13 protein-coding genes are annotated in these 14,774 nt (G+C 58.1%); 4 read left to right on the forward strand and 9 right to left on the reverse strand.

The annotated features are described in order from the left end of the window. The first annotated feature begins 46 nt into the window (after positions 1–46). Positions 47–2,548 (forward strand): glycerol-3-phosphate 1-O-acyltransferase PlsB, encoded by a 2,502-nt coding sequence (gene plsB, locus AUC60_RS25495; RefSeq protein WP_087274072.1) that lies wholly within the window; start codon positions 47–49, stop codon positions 2,546–2,548. Between the two features lie 115 nt (positions 2,549–2,663). Further along, complete coding sequence (locus AUC60_RS25500) at positions 2,664–3,353, forward strand: DUF4197 domain-containing protein (RefSeq protein WP_087274074.1); 690 nt, start codon at positions 2,664–2,666, stop codon at positions 3,351–3,353. A gap of 195 nt (positions 3,354–3,548) precedes the next feature. Here AUC60_RS25500 and AUC60_RS25505 read toward each other — a convergent pair whose 3' ends face one another. Both AUC60_RS25505 and AUC60_RS25510 read right to left on the reverse strand, forming a co-directional pair. Next, the gene (locus AUC60_RS25505) at positions 3,549–6,617 is read right to left on the reverse strand and encodes an efflux RND transporter permease subunit (RefSeq protein WP_087274076.1); all 3,069 of its coding nucleotides are present in this window, start codon (positions 6,615–6,617) and stop codon (positions 3,549–3,551) included. A 6-nt stretch (positions 6,618–6,623) separates the two neighbouring features. After that, positions 6,624–7,724 carry an efflux RND transporter periplasmic adaptor subunit gene (locus AUC60_RS25510; RefSeq protein WP_087274077.1) on the reverse strand — a complete coding sequence of 367 codons (1,101 nt, stop codon included), beginning with the start codon at positions 7,722–7,724 and terminating at the stop codon, positions 6,624–6,626. Positions 7,725–7,814: 90 nt separating this feature from the next. Here AUC60_RS25510 and AUC60_RS25515 point away from each other — a divergent pair, with 90 nt between their 5' ends. Next, positions 7,815–8,474, forward strand: a complete 660-nt coding sequence (locus AUC60_RS25515) for a TetR/AcrR family transcriptional regulator (RefSeq protein ID WP_087274079.1) — start codon at positions 7,815–7,817, stop codon at positions 8,472–8,474. A 179-nt stretch (positions 8,475–8,653) separates the two neighbouring features. Here AUC60_RS25515 and AUC60_RS25520 read toward each other — a convergent pair whose 3' ends face one another. After that, complete coding sequence (locus tag AUC60_RS25520; protein WP_087274081.1) at positions 8,654–9,451, reverse strand: class I SAM-dependent methyltransferase; 798 nt, start codon at positions 9,449–9,451, stop codon at positions 8,654–8,656. A 96-nt stretch (positions 9,452–9,547) separates the two neighbouring features. On the opposite strand from AUC60_RS25520, the gene AUC60_RS25525 reads away from it, so the two are divergent. Beyond that, positions 9,548–10,171 (forward strand): energy transducer TonB, encoded by a 624-nt coding sequence (locus tag AUC60_RS25525; protein WP_087274083.1) that lies wholly within the window; start codon positions 9,548–9,550, stop codon positions 10,169–10,171. A 146-nt stretch (positions 10,172–10,317) separates the two neighbouring features. Here the strand turns inward: AUC60_RS25525 and AUC60_RS25530 are convergent, their stop codons facing one another. The 6 genes from AUC60_RS25530 to adk all read right to left on the reverse strand — a co-directional run bounded on the left by AUC60_RS25530 (position 10,318) and on the right by adk (position 14,756). Continuing rightward, positions 10,318–11,016, reverse strand: coding sequence for an extensin-like domain-containing protein (locus AUC60_RS25530; protein ID WP_167384398.1), 699 nt, complete (start codon positions 11,014–11,016; stop codon positions 10,318–10,320). Positions 11,017–11,018: 2 nt separating this feature from the next. Further along, on the reverse strand, positions 11,019–11,852 hold the full coding sequence (locus tag AUC60_RS25535; RefSeq protein ID WP_087274085.1) for an isocitrate lyase/PEP mutase family protein: 834 nt from the start codon (positions 11,850–11,852) through the stop codon (positions 11,019–11,021). A 51-nt stretch (positions 11,853–11,903) separates the two neighbouring features. Beyond that, complete coding sequence (locus AUC60_RS25540) at positions 11,904–12,773, reverse strand: DUF72 domain-containing protein (RefSeq protein WP_087274087.1); 870 nt, start codon at positions 12,771–12,773, stop codon at positions 11,904–11,906. Further along, the gene (locus AUC60_RS25545) at positions 12,770–13,081 is read right to left on the reverse strand and encodes a hypothetical protein (RefSeq protein WP_087274089.1); all 312 of its coding nucleotides are present in this window, start codon (positions 13,079–13,081) and stop codon (positions 12,770–12,772) included. The genes AUC60_RS25540 and AUC60_RS25545 overlap by 4 nt, the downstream gene beginning before the upstream one ends. Positions 13,082–13,343: 262 nt before the next feature. Continuing rightward, a complete protein-coding gene (gene tsaB / locus AUC60_RS25550; protein WP_087274091.1) occupies positions 13,344–14,018 on the reverse strand; it encodes a tRNA (adenosine(37)-N6)-threonylcarbamoyltransferase complex dimerization subunit type 1 TsaB in 675 nt (224 codons plus the stop codon). Positions 14,019–14,108: 90 nt separating this feature from the next. Next, the gene (gene adk / locus AUC60_RS25555; RefSeq protein WP_087274093.1) at positions 14,109–14,756 is read right to left on the reverse strand and encodes an adenylate kinase; all 648 of its coding nucleotides are present in this window, start codon (positions 14,754–14,756) and stop codon (positions 14,109–14,111) included. Between the last annotated feature and the right edge of the window lie 18 nt (positions 14,757–14,774).

The following is a 14,774-nucleotide window of genomic DNA, read 5'->3' on the forward strand; positions in this document are numbered from 1 at the left end:
CACACTAGCCTTCTCGCGGGCCCCGCCCCCTTTTCGCAGATGCCGTATGACCCGTTCTCCGTTCCGCCGCCTTGTATTCGGTACCTTGCGCCGTTTGTTGTATCTCTGGGTTCGTTCCGAGACCATCAATCAGTCGTCTTTCACGCTCAACCTGGATCGCAGCCGCCCGGTGTTTTACGCCCTGCAGTCGCCGTCCATGAGCGATCTGGCAGTGATCGATACCGAATGCCGCAAGGCCGGACTGCCGCGCCCTATCCTGCCGGTATCCGTGGGAGAGCTGGTTGAACCGGCTGCCTACTTCTACCTCACGCCTTCGCCAGACTGGTTGGGCCGACAGGACAAACGCGGCGCGCCGCCGACGCTTGAGCGACTGGTCAGCGCCGTCAGTCAGAACGCGACAGAGGATGCGCAAATCATCCCGGTCAGCGTGTTCTGGGGGCAGTCACCGGATCGTGAGTCCAGCGCCTGGAAGCTGTTGTTTGCTGACAGCTGGGCCGTCACCGGTCGTCTGCGGCGTTTCGTCAGCATCCTGATTCTGGGCCGCAAGACGCGGGTACAGTTCTCTGCACCGATCCACATGCGTGATCTGGTCAATGAAAACAAGGGCTATGAGCTGACCCTGCGTATGGCCCAGCGCCTGCTGCGTACGCACTTCCGCAACCTGAAGACCGCCGTCATCGGCCCCGACGTGTCGCACCGACGCAATCTGGTTAATGGTCTGCTCGACGAACCGTTGGTCAAACAGGCCATTCTCGAGGAAGCTGAAAGGGAAAAAATCCCCGAAGCCAAAGCTCGAGACCAGGCGCTGCGCTATGCCAATGAGATCGCTTCGGACTACACCTATTCAGCAATCCGCTTCCTGGAAGTGATTCTGAGCTGGTTCTGGAACAAGATTTACGACGGTATCAAGGTCAGTCATATCGAAGGCGTGAAAGACGTCGCTCAGGGTCACGAAATCATTTATGTCCCCTGCCATCGCAGCCACATTGATTATCTGCTGCTGTCCTATTTGCTGTTCCGCAACGGCCTGACCCCGCCGCATATTGCAGCGGGCATCAACCTGAACATGCCGGTAATTGGCGGTCTGCTGCGTCGTGGCGGAGCGTTTTTCATGCGCCGCACGTTCAAGGGCAATCCGCTGTACACCTCGGTGTTCAACGAATATTTGCACACCTTGTTTACCAAGGGTTTCCCGGTGGAGTATTTCGTCGAAGGCGGACGCTCACGCACCGGGCGCATGCTGCAACCCAAAACCGGCATGCTGGCGATTACCCTGCGCAGCTTCCTGCGTAATTCACGGATGCCGATTGTATTTGTGCCGGTGTACATCGGTTACGAGCGTGTACTGGAAGGTCGCACTTACCTGGGCGAGCTGCGCGGGGCGACGAAAAAGAAAGAATCGATCTTCGATATCTTCAAGGTCATCGGTGCGCTCAAGCAGCGCTTCGGTCAGGTCTCGGTCAACTTCGGCGAGCCGATAAAGCTGGCTGAATTCCTCGACAACGAACAACCGGACTGGCGTGAGCAAGAGCTGGGCCCGCAGTTCAAACCGGCCTGGCTGAACGAAACCACCAATCGCCTGGGCGAGCGAGTCGCTCAACACCTGAATGAAGCCGCTGCGATCAATCCGGTGAATCTGGTGGCGCTGGCCCTGCTCTCAACACAGAAACTGGCGCTGGACGATCAAGCCATGGAGCGGGTGCTGGATCTGTACCTGACCCTGTTACGCCGCGTGCCCTACTCGCCGCACACCACCTTGCCGGAAGGCGACGGCCGAGCATTGATTGAACATGTGAAAGACATGAACCTGCTGTCGGAACAGAAGGATGCCTTGGGCAAAATCCTGTATCTGGACGAACAGAACGCAGTATTGATGACCTATTACCGCAACAACGTGCTGCACATCTTCGCCCTGCCCTCACTGCTGGCCAGTTTCTTCCAGAGTTCGTCACGCATGAGTCGCGAGCAGATCCTGCGCTACACCCGTGCGCTGTATCCGTATCTGCAGTCGGAGTTGTTCATACGCTGGCCGGTGAATGAGCTGGACGACGTGGTTGATCAATGGCTGCAAGCGTTCGTCGAACAAGGCCTGCTGCGCTTTGAAAACAATGTGTACATGCGCCCGGCGCCAAGCTCTCGTGAGTTCGTTCTGCTGACTCTGTTGTCGCGGGCCATTGCTCAAACCCTGCAGCGCTTCTACATGGCCATCGCCTTGCTGCTCAACAGTGGACAGAAGACCCTCAGTGCCGAAGAACTGGAAGACCTGTGTACGGTGATGGCCCAGCGGCTATCGATTCTGCACGGCCTGAACGCGCCGGAGTTTTTCGACAAGAGCCTGTTCCGTCACTTCATCCAGACGCTGCTGGACCTGGGCGTACTGCGCAAGGACGCTACCGGCAAGCTCAGCCATCACCCGCTGTTGGGCGAATTGGCGGAAGGTGCCGCCAAGCGCGTTCTGCCTGCCGAAATCCGCCTGTCGATCCGTCAGGTGGCTTTGCATGGCAGTGAAGAAACCAGCGACCCGGAGCCGGTTGAAGAAAGCCGCTAACCTAGTGAATTCAGCTCAGTCAGCCAGACTGACTTACTGATAGGCTCTGTGCAATACCGCGTCGAGGTTCAGCTCGGTGCGGTCTCCGAATCAAGTCAAAGAAAAGGATGCCCTCATGCTTCGTCTCCCCTTTACGTTTGCCAGCCTGTGCGCCGGCTTGATGCTGTCGAGCAGTGTGTTCGCCCTTTCGTTGGGTGATCTCTCGCAATCCGATGCCACCGGCGGCCTGAAAGACGCCCTTACCCAAGGCGCGCAGGTCGCCGTCAAGCAGTTGGGTAAACCTGGTGGTTTCAGCAACAACGAGGAGGTGCGCATCGAGTTACCAGGCAATCTGGGCAAAGTCGCAAAAAAGATGAAGCAGTTCGGTATGGGCGCTCAGGTTGATCAACTGGAAACCAGCATGAACCAGGCCGCCGAAGCCGCCGTTCCGCAAGCCCAGGCGTTGCTGGTGGATGCTGTGAAGAAAATGAGCGTGGCTGACGCAAAGGGCATTCTCAGCGGCGGAAAGGATTCCGCGACTCAATACCTGAACAGCAGCAGCCGCGAGCAGATTCGCGTCAAGTTCCTGCCTATCGTCAAACAAGCCACCGACAAGGTTGGCCTGGCACAGAAGTACAACGCCTTCGCCGGTCAGGCGGCAACGTTGGGTGTGCTTGATGCCAAGAGCTCGAACATCGAAAGTTACGTGACCGAACAGGCGTTGAATGGTTTGTTCGAGATGATCGCCAAACAGGAAGAAAGCATCCGCGCCAACCCGGCCGCGGCGGCGACGAGTCTGGCGAAGAAGGTGTTTGGGGCGTTGTAACGCGCCAAACAGATACTTGATTTGAAATGTTATCCCTGTGGGAATTCTATTGGCCTGTAAACTGAGATGGTGACGTGGGACCGGCTTTAGCCGGGAAGAAGCCAGGACAGACGCTGCATATGTAGCATCTGACAGACAGCCTTCCCGGCTAAAGCCGGTCCCACGCCATCAGTGTTTCCTGTGAGAGCGAGCAATTCACTCCACCTTCTTCACCCTGAACCACGCCGCATACAGCGCTGGCAGGAACAGCAGCGTCAGCGCTGTCGCGACGATCAGCCCGCCCATGATCGCCACCGCCATCGGGCCGAAGAAGACACTGCGTGACAGCGGAATCATCGCCAGCACCGCCGCCAGTGCGGTTAACACAATAGGCCGGAAGCGGCGCACGGTCGCTTCGATAATCGCCGACCACTGATCAAGCCCTCCGGCAATATCCTGCTCAATCTGGTCCACCAGAATCACGGAGTTGCGCATGATCATCCCCGACAAGGCGATGGTGCCCAACATGGCAACGAACCCGAATGGCTGATTGAACACCAGCAGAAATAGGGTCACGCCGATCAACCCCAACGGTGCGGTCAGGAACACCATCAACATCCGGGAGAAGCTGCGCAGTTGCAGCATCAGTAAGGTCAGCACCACCACGATGAACAGCGGCACGCCCGCCTTTACCGAATTCTGCCCGCGAGTGGCGTCTTCCACAGTGCCGCCAACTTCCAACAAATAGCCATCTGGCAACTCGTTACGCACATCGGCCAGTGTCGGGAGGATTTGCTGAACCAGCGTCGCAGGCTGCTCCTTTCCGTAAATATCGGCACGGATCGTCACGTTGGGCAGTCGATTACGGTGCCAGATCACGCCCTCTTCGAAACCGTATTCAAGGGTTGCCACCTGTGACAGCGCCACGCTGGTACCGTTTTCAGTCGGTACCGCCAAGCTGGCCAGCGCCCCAAGCTGCTGACGCTCATCAGGCGTGCCACGCAGGAGGATTTCGATCAGTTCATCGTCCTCGCGGTATTGGCTGACGCTGGAGCCGGTCAGCGAACGCTGAAGGAATCTCGACAGTTCAGCGGTCGTGACGCCCAAGGCACGCGCACGGTCCTGATCCAGATTGAGGAACACCACTTTGCTCGGCTCTTCCCAGTCCAGATGGACGTTGGCAACGTGAGGATTTTCCCGCACCTTGGTCGCTACCTTGCGAGCCAATGCGCGAACCTCATCAATATGCTCGCCACTGACCCGGAACTGCACCGGGTAACCTACGGGTGGGCCGTTTTCAAGCCGTGTAACCCGTGAGCGCAAGGTCGGGAATTGTTCGTTGAGGCTGCTGATCAGCCAGGTCCGCAAGGCTTCGCGCTCTTCGATACTTTTCGCCAACACCACAAACTGGGCAAAGCTGGTTGCGGGCAATTGTTGATCAAGGGGCAGATAGAAACGAGGTGAACCGGTCCCGACATAGGACACGTAATTGTCGACCCCAGGATGATCCTTGAGCATCTGCTCCAGACGTTTGACTTGCTCGGCCGTGCTGTTCAGGGAAGCGCCTTCAGTCAGCTTCAGATCCACCATCAGTTCCAACCGACCAGACGCCGGGAAGAACTGCTGCGGGACAAACTTGAACATCACGACCGACAGCACGAACAGCGCCACCGTGGCGAAAATCACTGTCTTACGCCAGCGCACGCACCAGCCCACCATTGCCCGCACCCGCTGGTAGAACGGCGTACCGTGGGGATCGACTGCATCAGGCCCTGAGCCGTGTTTTTTAGCGTGAATCTTTGCCAGATCGGGCAACAACCGCTCGCCCAGATAGGGCACAAACACCACGGCAGCCACCCAGGATGCCAGCAGCGCGATGGTCACCACCTGAAAGATCGAGCGAGTGTATTCGCCGGTGCTCGACTGCGCCGTAGCAATCGGCAAAAAGCCTGCGGCGGTGATCAGCGTACCGGTGAGCATCGGGAACGCGGTGCTGGTCCAGGCGAAGCTGGCGGCACGCAGCCGGTCATAGCCCTGCTCCATTTTGATCGCCATCATTTCTACGGCGATGATCGCGTCGTCCACCAGCAGACCCAGTGCCAGCACCAGCGCACCGAGGGAAATCTTGTGCAGGCCGATGCCCAGGTAGTACATGCAGGCAAAGGTCATGGCCAATACCAGCGGGATCGCTAATGCGACCACCATGCCGGTGCGCATGCCCAGCGAGAAGAAGCTCACCAGCAACACAATCGCCAGCGCTTCAGCCAATACCTGGACGAATTCACCGACGCCGGTTTTCACCGCAGCAGGTTGATCGGAGACTTTACGCAGCTCCATTCCGGCCGGCAGGTTTTTTTGCAGGCGGGCAAACTCGCTCTCAAGCGCTTTGCCCAGCACCAGGATATCGCCGCCCGGTTTCATCGCCACCGCGAGTCCAATCGCTTCTTCACCCATGAATCGCATGCGCGGCGCAGGCGGATCATTGAAGCCGCGATGCACCTCAGCCAGATCGCGGATACGCAGCGTGCGATCACCGACGCGGATGGGGAATTCGCGGATCTCATCGACCGTCTGGAAGCGACCGCTGACGCGCAATTGGATACGCTCACTCGGGGTTTCAAAGAAGCTGGTTGCCGAGACTGCGTTCTGCGCTTCAAGGGCCTGCTGCACGGCTTGTAACGGCAGCCCCAGGGTGGCAAGTTTGACGTTGGACAGCTCGATCCAGATCTTCTCGTCCTGCAAGCCGATCAGTTCGACCTTGCCCACATCATTGATGCGTTGCAGTTGAAGCTGGATGCGGTCGGCGTAATCCTTGAGCACGGCATAGTCGAAGCCCTTCCCGGACAGCGCGTAGATATTGCCGAACGTGGTGCCGAACTCGTCGTTGAAAAAAGGGCCCTGCACACCCGGCGGCAGGTTCTGACGGATGTCGCCGACCTTTTTGCGGATCTGGTAGAACAGCTCCGGCAGATACGAGGAAAAGATCGAGTCACGAGCAATGAACGTGACCTGAGACTCTCCCGGCCGCGAGAACGAGACGATACGGTCGTACTCGCCGGTTTCCATGAGTTTTTTTTCGATGCGATCGGTGACTTGCCGCGCCACTTCCTCTGCACTGGCGCCGGGCCACAGCGTACGGATCACCATAGCCTTGAAGGTGAACGGCGGGTCTTCGCTTTGGCCTAGCTTGGTGTAGGACAACGCGCCAACAACCGCCAGAACGATCATCAGGTACAGGACGATTTGCCGATTGCGCAGCGCCCATTCGGAGAGATTGAATCGCATCCGTGCTTACTCCTTCGCAGCCAGTTTGACCGCACGGTTTTCACGATCCACAGGGCGCACCTGCTCTCCTTCATGCAACACATGCACACCCGCGGCAACGATCCAGTCACTGGCGGCCAGTCCTTCAAGCACCGGCACCGACTCCTGACCATAAGGACCAAGCCTGACGTTGACGCGCTTGAGGGTGCTGTCGGTCGCGACTCGCCAGACGTAATTGAGTCCATTTTCCGACGTCACCGCTGAGAGCGGCACCGCCAGTGGCACGGCGTGCTCAGTCTCAATGAACACCCGCGCACTCTGGCCCAACTCGGCAGGCACCTTGCCGCTGGTGAACGCAACCCGCGCTGCGAAGGTGCGCGAGCGCGGGTCAGCCGCTGGGGACAGCTCTCGAATGCGACCAGAGAAGCGTTGTTCACGCTGTGTCCATAACTCGACGGTGACGGGCTGACCCGTCTTGAAGCGGGCGAAGTTCTGTTCCGGCAGGCTGATCAGCACTTCCCGCTCACCATCAGCTGCGAGGGTAAAGACCGTTTGCCCGGCAGCTACGACCTGACCGACTTCCACAAGACGCTTGGCTACCACGCCATCCTGAGGCGCGCGCAGCACGGCGTAGCTGGTCTGATTGTCGGCAACGGTCAGCTCGGCCTTGATCTGTTTGAGGCGGGCCTCACCGGAGCGATAGAGGTTTTCGGCGTTGTCGTATTGGGAACGGCTGACCATCTGCCGATCCATCAGCGTCTTGTAACGGTCACGCTCGGAGCGCACCAGCTGCAAATTGGCCTCAGCGGCGGCGACTTGCGCGCGTGTGGCATCCAGTTGCAGGCGCACGTCCTGGGCATCCAGTTCGGCCAATGGCTGATTAGCCTTGACCCGTTGCCCCTCTTCCACAAGACGCTTGCTGACCTTGCCGCCGATCCGGAACGCCAGATCAGGCTCAAAACGCGCGCGGACTTCACCGGGATAGCTGTCCATGGACTGCGCAGATGGCGATGGCTGAATCACCATTGCGGGACGAATCGTGGTCGGTGCAGTTGCCTCCTGACCACAGCCAGACAGCAACGACATCAGCCCTAGAGGCAGGACGAGGCACAGAAGTTTGCGCGACATGGTGAAGCCCTTCGCAAAAGAAGCTTGGAATAATTGTACTGGCGAGTATATTAAAAATTACCAAACTCACCAGTACATTATTAAACGAACATGCCTGACGATTCTCAAAGCAGCTCTCAAAGCAGCTCTCAAAGCAACCCAGGGCCCGGCCGACCGAAAGATCAAGCCAAGCGCCAGGCCATTCTCGATGCCGCAAAAGAGTTATTCGTGCGCAATGGCTACGTCAGCACCAGCATGGATGCCGTCGCCGCGGAAGCCGGGGTTTCCAAGCTCACGGTGTACAGCCACTTCAACGACAAGGAGACGCTGTTCACTGCGGCAGTGGTGGCGCGTTGCGAAGAACAGTTGCCGGAATTGTTCGTTGAATTGAACCGCGACTTACCGGCAAAGACCTTGTTGTTGAGTGTTGCGAGGGGCTTTCAGGTGTTGATCAACAGCCCGGAATCCATTGAGCTGCATCGTTTGATGGTGACGCTGGGCACTCAGGATCCGAAGCTGTCGCAGATATTTTTCGCGGCGGGGCCGCAGCGGATTCTTCAGGAGACCGAGCGTCTGCTGAGACGTCTGGAGCAGAGCGGGCAACTGAAGTTTGAATCCCCCCGAACTGCTGCCGAGCACTTTCTCAGCCTGATCAAAGGCGTGTGCAATTTCCGCCTGCTGGTAGGTTGCGGCGAACGGCCGGATGAAGCCACAGCCGAAGCGCATGTGCGGGACGTGGTGGAGTTGTTTATGCGGGCGTATAGGGTCTGATGGATGCACTAGTCTCTGTGGAAGATTCTATGTTCGCCTGCAATCTGACATGGGACCGGCTTTAGCCGGGAAGGCGGCATTCATGACGATAAAGATGTACTGAATGTACTGGCCTCTTCCCGGCTAAAGCCGGTCCCACGTCATCAGTGGTTTCTGTGGGAGCGGTGCAAGCCAATTAATCAGACCGACTTCAACGCCTTCTTCGGATAGATGTCATACCGGCTGGATTTGCCATCCAGCGCGTAACTCGGCTTCGGGCCTTCGATACAGGGCGCTTTGCGCGGGCGTTTGACCACCACGCGATGGGTGGCCAATGCCAGTGCCGCTTCCAGCAGCGCAGGCGCATCCATGTCGTCGCCGACCAATGGCCGGAACAGGCGCATTTCTTTCTTCACCAATGCCGTTTTTTCCCGATGCGGGAACATCGGGTCCAGATAGATCACCTGTGGCGGCTCGCCTTCCCAGCCTCGAATCAACTCGATGGAGTTGCCGGTCAGCAAGCGCATCTGGCTGATGATCGAACCCACCTCTCGATCCTGTCGACCACGGTTCAGACCATCCTCGAGCAGCGCAGCAATGATCGGCTGGCGCTCGATCAGGCTCATCTGGCAGCCAAGACTGGCCAGCACGAACGCGTCCTTGCCCAGCCCCGCCGTCGCATCCAGCACTGACGGCCGCACGCCGGGCTGGATGCCCACCGCTTTAGCAATCATCTGTCCACTGCCGCCACCAAACAAGCGTCGATGGGCCACCGCTCCCTCGACGAAATCCACCCGCACCGGGCCTGGCGCGTCATCACTCAGTTGCTGCAATTGCAGACCGTCATCCGTCACTTGCAAGGCGAAATCGGCATTGGCGTCCTCCAATGGCAGATTCAGACGCTGCGCCCATTGCACAACCTGCTCCTGACTCTGGGTACCAGGGGGGCTACCAAGGGCTTCGACCCGGATGCGACTGCCCGCTTGCTGCTCACTCATTGTGTCCACACGCTCAAAAAGTGTTAATGATCGGCAAAATCTGCCGATAAAGAAGTATCAGGCATTCTGCCAGACCTACGACGTGTAACGATCGATATGTCAGACATTCAGCAATCATCCATAGGTTATCTAACGCACGCAGGTGATTTTACCCTGCGTAACAGCCGGGCTCTGGGCGGTGTTACCCAGATCTGGTCGGATGCGTTTGCCCGTGTGATGGCTGAACAACTGCGCGATACAACGGCTGAACCCGTTGATCCAGCCAGCGTCGCGACTGATATTGCCACTGGCGAGCCTGTTGCCGGTGCGCGCACTCTGGGCAAGATCGTCGAGCAGCGCGCCTGCCCGGTTGAAGACATGCCGCGCGTTCCTGCCGAGCCGCTCTTTCTGCCGATCGCTGAATTCGAACTCGACCTGCTGCCTCCTCCGAACGAACCATTCAGCATTGCCGAGATGATCGCGCAGCAACGCAATCTGGAATTCGACAGCGAGTGGGTTCGTCCAAACGTACTCAATCCTTACGATGACAGCGTGATTCCAGGTCCGGGCCCTCAGCCTCGTCCGCTGCACTTGCCAATCGCCGAATTCGAATGGGACCTGGCCGACAAGCCTGCCCTGCCACTGGATGACGACACCATGGTCGCCCAGCAACGTGCCCTGAACTTCGACATGGGCTGGGCCCGTCCAATCATTCTGCAAAACCTGCGTATGGCGGCTTGATTTTGATCCACATGCGGACTGGAATGCGTTCAATATGTGGGAGCTCGGCTTGCCCGCGATGAGGCCAGACGCGATTCATTTTAGATAGGGTCCAGCCTCATCGCGGGCAAGCCCAGCTCCCACAGAGATTACACTTCAAATATCTTTCAGCGACAAACCCGCCACGCGCCCATATCCAGATGAAAATGGTTCTGATGGGCCGCGTTGTAATCCGGCCCCAATACTGTGTTGAAATTCTTGCAGGCTCCGTCGCGGACCTCACGCAAGAACCGGCCCTTGTCGCCTTTGTTTTTCCAGTCCCGCAACAGATTGATCCGCTGCCCATCGGCCAGACGGAAGCCAGCGATGTCCAGGGCATTTGCACTCGCATGCTGGCTCAGTCGCCCACTGCTTCGGCCGTAAACGTTACGGCAGGCAAAACTGCCCAAATGATCGATACGCGTCACTCGCTGCCCAAACACCGCCTGAGCAGTTGGCTGCAACGTATGCACTTCAAACAGCGCGTAGGCCACCGCCAATGGACAACTGGCGAGGAAACTGCTGCTTAGCGCCACCTCACCGCTCTGTACTCGCAGCACACCATTGAGCGGGCAATCGGCAGAAGCGGGACTGTCAGCTTGACGGCTGAAGCGCAGATTTGATGAGCCCAGCACCTGATCGCACAGCTGCGGATCACTCTTGACGCGCGACAGCTTCCAAGAGGTCAGAAAGTTGGGTTCAGCCTGAATGTCCAATGGCGCCCAGGGATTCCATTGCGCAGGGACCTCGACCCAGCCTCGCCATACCGCAGCGACGGCGCCAGCACAGAGCAGCAGGAAAACCAGAAACAGCGTCGAGCCCCGCACCTTCAGCCCTTGAACAGCGCATTGAGTTGAGCAAACGGCAGCGCCTGCTCAGCGTAGGCAAACGTCCCGTGCTGACGAATTTCTTCTGCAGCGCGATACAAGCCACCGAACGCCGCACGCGCGAGGGATGAGCCCACGCTGATCCGTTTGACCCCGCATTCACTGAGCTCAGCGACGGTAAGCGTGACTCCGCCCAGCCCCATCAACACATTGACCGGCTTGGGCGCGACAGCCCGGACCACCGCGATAACCTCTTCGCGAGTGCGCAGGCCGGGCGCGTACAGCACTTCAGCTCCGGCATCAGCGTAGGCCTTGAGCCTGTTCAACGTGTCAGCAAAATCCATCCGGTCGTTGAGCAGGTTCTCCGCACGGGCGGTCAGCATGAACGGGAATGGCAAGCTGCGTGCAGCCAGTGCCGCCGCCCGGACTCGCGCCACGGATAACTCGAAATCGTAAACTGGCTGGTCGGTCTTGCCAGTGGCGTCTTCGATAGAGCCGCCAACGATGCCGGTCTGCGCCGCAGCCAACAAGTTGGCTGCACAGTCTTCCGGGCTGTCGGCAAAACAATTTTCGAGATCGGCAGCGACAGGCAGGTCGGTTGCGGCAACAATCGTACGGATATTTTCCAGCGACTCGGCAAAGCTCAGCGCACCTTCGGCATCTGCGCGGCCCAGAGCGAATGCCAAACCCGCACTGGTCGTGGCCAATGCTGGGAAGCCCATGGAGGCCAACAGTTTGGCCGAACCTGCGTCCCACGGATTGGGAATCACAAAAGCATGATCACGCTCGTGCAGTGCCTTGAAAGTTTGTGCGCGAAGAAGCTGTTGCGAATCCATTGCCGACTCCTGTGATCGTTGATGCGGCTATTGAAGCCACAGTTATCGACCTCAGAGCAAGCCCAGTTGCTGCACCGGTGGTGTACGGTCCAATTCCGGTAACGGCGGCAAGCCTGGCAAGCGCGCCATCAATTGACTATGAAAACGCCGGGCCAGTTGCGGCGCTTCAAGGTTATCCGGGGTGTGCAGGAACACATAAGGTGTACGCCCTTCTTCGATCCAACTGGCGACCTTCGCCACCCACTGGACCAGAAAAGGGTCGTTGGCCTCTAGCACGGGGTGACCGATGAAGCGCACTTGCGGGAACTGAGTCAGCGCAGCCGGTCTCGCCGGAACCTTGGGTTTCTTCGACTGCGCATGCAGCACTGCGGGGTCGCTGGAGACGCAACTGAACAATGCGCGGGAATCCAGACAGATGCGCTCAACACCACGCTCCAGCAACAGGCGATTAAGCATGCGCTCTTCATCGCCCTTTTCGAAGAACGCCCTATTGCGTACCTCAACGGCCAGCGGGCACTGCAGTTCATCAATGAAGGTAATCAGTTCAGCGAGACGCTGCGGCGTGAAGCTGGCGGACAACTGAAGCCAGAAAGGAGCAACTCGCTTCCCCAATGGCGCCATCAACTGAATGAATGTTTGCGCCGCCTGCAATTGCAGGCGCAGATCACCACCATGGCTGATGTCGCCGGGAAACTTGGCGGTAAATCGGAAATCATCGGGCAGCACTTCAGCCCAGCGCTGAACCGTGGACGGCGCGGGTCGGGCGTAAAAAGTGGTATTGCCTTCGACGGCGTTGAAGACCTGTGAGTACAGGCCCAGAAATTCATTGCTACGGGCATCTTCGGGATAGAGTGATTGGCGCCAAGCGTTTTCACTCCATGACGGACACCCTAGAAAGTACGGCAGGCAGGAATCATTCAAACGTGGAGATCAAGCCCTGAAACTTCCAGATCCCAATCAACGAAGCTGGCGGTGGTCAGGTAACTGGCCAGGGCATTGGCGACGCGGGTGCTCATGGAACGCGGGAAGATAATGTCTTGCGGACGTGCAGGAACGTTGGCGGTAGAACTGGCCTGTGCATTACCACTCGAGCGAGCGTTCTGCGCTGGCTGCTGAGCAACTTCGGCGTCATTTTCGACTTCTTCGAAGGTGCCATCAACGATCGCAGGCTGATTACGCGGCTTGCGTTTGATGGGGTATGAACGTTGTGATGGGCCGTCTATGCGCATTAGTGCGTACTCTGCATCTTATAGTGGCAATTTAACGTCACGAGTTAGTTGTTGCAATTACCCGAACGATAACTAGACCACACAAATTGAAAAAGTTTCGCAATAGACGGGAAGTTATGGGTTTTAGGCGATGAAAGGTAGGTTTACCGGCGAAGATATCCACTGTAGGGGCTGCCGAAGGCTGCGAAGGGATTCTTGGATATACCACCTTCGCAGCCTTCGGCAGCTCCTACAAGAAATGCATTTAGATGGGCGCTTTCTGTTATCGGGCTTTAGGCGTGGCCACTTTATCCCGCAAATAAACCGGCTGCGCTTCATCTGCGATGATGGCCTCACCGCGCTGCCAGGAGAAGGTCGCCAGGGTCAGCAAATCCTGAGCATGGGGTAACATAGTCGCGTCGTGACCTATGACGCTGACCGGCAGACGCTCGGCATAGTCCCAACCCGTGCCTGACCCAAACCACTCACCACTGGCATCAGTGGGCAACGCAACTTGCTCTGGCGGCAGTACGGCTTCAGCGCCAAGCAAGCGCATCTCCCCCGCCACCTCGCGATAACACCCCCAATAAACCTCGTCCATACGTGCATCAATCGCTGCAGCCACTTGATGCGCGCCATGTTCGCGCAAGGCCCGCTGAGCCAGAACTGCAAGATTGGAGACCGGCAATACCGGACGTTCCAGACCGAACGCCAGCCCCTGGACGACACCGATAGCAATCCGCACGCCGGTAAATGCGCCCGGCCCCCGGCCGAACGCGATGGCATCCAGCGCTGACAGGCCGATACCGGCTTCAGCCATGATCGCTTTGATCATCGGCAACAGACGCTGAGCGTGCAGGCGCGGGATCACCTCGTAGTGGCTCAGCACCTTGCCGTCGTGCAGCAAAGCGACCGAGCAGGCTTCAGTGGCGGTGTCCAGGGCCAGCAACGTGGTCATCAGGGTTATCCATCAAGAGCAAAAAAGGGGCGCATTATAAACGACAAAACGGCCCGCAAGCGGACCGTTTGTTGACTCAAGCCAGCGTTATCAGCTCAGGGCTTCAAGCACTTTCTTGGTGATTTCTTCTACAGAACCGACACCTGCGATATGGCTGCACTTAGGCTTGCCATTCTTCGCTTCAAGTTTGCTGTAGAACTCAACCAGTGGTTTGGTCTGCGCGTGATACACGGACAGGCGATGGCGAACGGTTTCTTCGACGTCATCCTTGCGCTGCAACAGTGGTTCACCGGTCACATCGTCAATGCCTTCAACTTTAGGCGGATTGAAGATGGTGTGGTAGATACGGCCGGAGCCTTCGTGCACACGGCGGCCGGACATGCGCTTGACGATTTCTTCGTCGTCCACAGCGATTTCCAGCACGTTGTCGATTTCCAGGCCAGCCGCCAGCAGCGCTTCAGCTTGCGGAATGGTGCGTGGGAAGCCGTCGAACAATACGCCATTGGCGCAATCTGGCTCGGACAAGCGATCTTTGATCAGGCCAATGATCAGGTCATCGGAGACCAGACCGCCGCTGTCCATGACGCTCTTGGCTTTAAGGCCCAGCTCGGTGCCAGCCTTGACCGCAGCGCGCAGCATATCGCCTGTGGAAATTTGCGGGATGCCGAATTTTTCGGTGATGAATTTTGCCTGAGTACCTTTACCGGCCCCGGGAGCTCCCAGCAGAATCACGCGCATCGATGTGCTCCTCAAATT

Source organism: Pseudomonas caspiana, assembly GCF_002158995.1.
In the GTDB taxonomy this organism is placed as follows: Bacteria; Pseudomonadota; Gammaproteobacteria; order Pseudomonadales; family Pseudomonadaceae; genus Aquipseudomonas; species Aquipseudomonas caspiana.

What these genes read in the sequence shown, in the direction of transcription:
- AUC60_RS25520 (WP_087274081.1), bottom strand. Translation starts at nt 9,451, where the DNA reads ATGAGTGAGCAGCAAGCGGGCAGTCGCATCCGGGTCGAAGCCCTTGGT.
- AUC60_RS25510 (WP_087274077.1), bottom strand. Translation starts at nt 7,724, where the DNA reads ATGTCGCGCAAACTTCTGTGCCTCGTCCTGCCTCTAGGGCTGATGTCG.
- AUC60_RS25500 (WP_087274074.1), top strand. Translation starts at nt 2,664, where the DNA reads ATGCTTCGTCTCCCCTTTACGTTTGCCAGCCTGTGCGCCGGCTTGATG.
- tsaB (WP_087274091.1), bottom strand. Translation starts at nt 14,018, where the DNA reads ATGACCACGTTGCTGGCCCTGGACACCGCCACTGAAGCCTGCTCGGTC.
- plsB (WP_087274072.1), top strand. Translation starts at nt 47, where the DNA reads ATGACCCGTTCTCCGTTCCGCCGCCTTGTATTCGGTACCTTGCGCCGT.
- AUC60_RS25525 (WP_087274083.1), top strand. Translation starts at nt 9,548, where the DNA reads ATGTCAGACATTCAGCAATCATCCATAGGTTATCTAACGCACGCAGGT.
- AUC60_RS25545 (WP_087274089.1), bottom strand. Translation starts at nt 13,081, where the DNA reads ATGCGCATAGACGGCCCATCACAACGTTCATACCCCATCAAACGCAAG.
- AUC60_RS25535 (WP_087274085.1), bottom strand. Translation starts at nt 11,852, where the DNA reads ATGGATTCGCAACAGCTTCTTCGCGCACAAACTTTCAAGGCACTGCAC.
- adk (WP_087274093.1), bottom strand. Translation starts at nt 14,756, where the DNA reads ATGCGCGTGATTCTGCTGGGAGCTCCCGGGGCCGGTAAAGGTACTCAG.
- AUC60_RS25515 (WP_087274079.1), top strand. Translation starts at nt 7,815, where the DNA reads ATGCCTGACGATTCTCAAAGCAGCTCTCAAAGCAGCTCTCAAAGCAAC.
- AUC60_RS25505 (WP_087274076.1), bottom strand. Translation starts at nt 6,617, where the DNA reads ATGCGATTCAATCTCTCCGAATGGGCGCTGCGCAATCGGCAAATCGTC.